The 2,046-nt window shown below is 55.1% G+C and carries 1 protein-coding gene and 1 pseudogene; both read right to left on the bottom strand.

What is annotated here, in order from left to right:
* Positions 1-1,450, bottom strand: a 1,450-nt coding sequence (locus tag FDW94_RS21545) for a prophage tail fiber N-terminal domain-containing protein (protein WP_249358670.1), incomplete at its 3' end; no start/stop codon positions are given.
* 41 nt (positions 1,451-1,491) lie between these two features.
* Positions 1,492-2,046: pseudogene (locus FDW94_RS24620) on the bottom strand (DUF3672 domain-containing protein); the annotation flags it as partial.

The following is a 2,046-nucleotide window of genomic DNA, read 5'->3' as shown; positions in this document are numbered from 1 at the left end:
GTCCTGTTGCCCCCGTTAATCCGGTATCACCCTTGTCACCTTTTGCCCCTGCCGGCCCCTGCGGACCTACAGGGCCAGTTGGTCCTGTTGCCCCCGTTAACCCGGAATCACCCTTGTCCCCTTTTTCGCCTTTTGCGCCTGCCAGTCCCTGCGGACCCACAGGGCCAGTTGGTCCTGTTGCCCCCGTTAATCCGGTATCACCCTTTTCACCTTTTGCACCTTCTGGCCCCTGCGGGCCTGGCGGACCACTGAGGTCTTCACTTTCCTGTATCTCTTTAATGGTCTCAGCGGCGGCTTTTGAGGCTGCACTCCTTGCCTGTTCAGCAAGGAGCTGTGCTTCATCCCTTGCCTGTCCACTTTCTTTCTCACTGGCAGCAGCAGCCTGTGCGCTGTTCCGGGCATTCAGGGCGTCTTCCTGAGCTTCATCGCGCAGCGTCAGGGCCTCATCTCTGGCCTGCTCTGCGCGAGTGGCACTATCAGTGGCTGCATTTTGTTGATTCTCAGCAGTTTTCGCAGCCTGCAATGCTGATGCTTCACTTAAGGAAGCCGATTGTGCACTGCCTGCTGCCTCAGTCTCTGATTTAGCAGCCTTTTCACTGAACTCCCTAGCATGCAGTTCACTTAGTGCTGCAGATGCAGCGCTGTTATCCCCCTGTTCTGTAGCCTGTGTAGCCGTGAGGGCGCTTTCACGTGCTGAGGTTTCAGATGCGGCTGCATTACCGGCATGCTCACCCGCTGTTTGTGCTGACGCAGATGCACTTCCGGCACTCCCCGCTGCAGACTGTGCCGAAGCGCCTGCCTCCTGCTGCGCTTTCTGTGCCGCATCAGCGGCGATCTTTGCCTTTCCGGTCTGTTCCGTCGCTGTCTGTGCCGACTTTGCCGCACTGTCAGCATCTACACTGCTGGCCAGAACGTTCTGCGCTGTCTGTCGGGCATTATCTGCAGCAGACCGGGCAGAATCATCAGCAGCATCCGCAGAGAGTGCCGCCTGGCGCTGTGACTCTGTTGCAGCCGTTGCAGACAATGCTGCCGCATCATTGCTCTGCGCTGCTGACTGTGCGGCCTGTTCAGCGAGTTTCCGATCCTTCTCTGTTGCACCGCTCAAATCCACAACGCGGTTTACCATTTCCTCAAAACGTTTCATCACCTCCGGACGCAGGTCTGCATCCTTTGGAGCATCGAGAAACGCATTCAGGGTATCCGGCGCATCGGTCGGGGCCACATAAATATCGCCGGCCACTGAGGGAGGAAAACCTTCCCGCAACAGTGACACACTGTAATAACCCGGCTCAGCCTCAATGCTGTAGTGACCGTCCGCTCCTGTAATAGAGTATGAAGTCACCTCAACAACAACGGTCGAGCTGGTTTTCTTAGCGCTCAGCTGAATAGTGCAGCTCTGAACCGGTTTGCCGGCCCCGTCTCTGAGCACTCCAGAGATAAGTACTGCCATAATTCCTCCATAAAAAAACCGCCCGAAGGCGGTTTCTGTCATTAACTGATTGTTATCCCGGCTGATGACTTTTTCGTCACAATAACCAGCAGGTCACTGATTCGGGAATATGGCCAGCCACTGCTGTTACCGTGTGTATTGACGCTGAAACTCAGCGTCATCCGTCCGCTCCCGGCAGGCATATCCAGTGTCCGCGTAAAAACGGCCGGTACACCTCTGCTTGTCTGGTTGTATATCTCCACCCCGTTTTTCCTGACAGTCAGCGTACAGGCATCCCATAAGTCATTACTGGTCTGGCTGTCATACGCTGCCCCCTGAAAGGTAATCGCAGGAATGGAAACCTGTCGGTCAAAAGACTGGTCATCTTCAATCACGACTGTCAGCGTCCCGTTGGCGTACCGTTTTTCACCAGTATTGGGAACAACGAAGTAAGGAAATTCCTTACCAGTAGCCTTAACAATATCTCCCAGGATACGCTCGGCCCGGAGCGTCCCCTTTATAGTGCAGTTTTCCTCAATCGTCACATTATTGAGGGTGCCGGAATTCGCGCTGATATTACCGCTGATATCCGCATTACGGGCAGTCAGTCTGCCATC

This window comes from Citrobacter sp. wls757 (genome assembly GCF_005280935.1).
Taxonomy (GTDB): Bacteria; Pseudomonadota; Gammaproteobacteria; order Enterobacterales; family Enterobacteriaceae; genus Citrobacter; species Citrobacter portucalensis.
The sequence above is the reverse complement of the archived record's forward strand: the minus strand, read 5'-3'. Positions and strand labels throughout refer to the sequence as shown.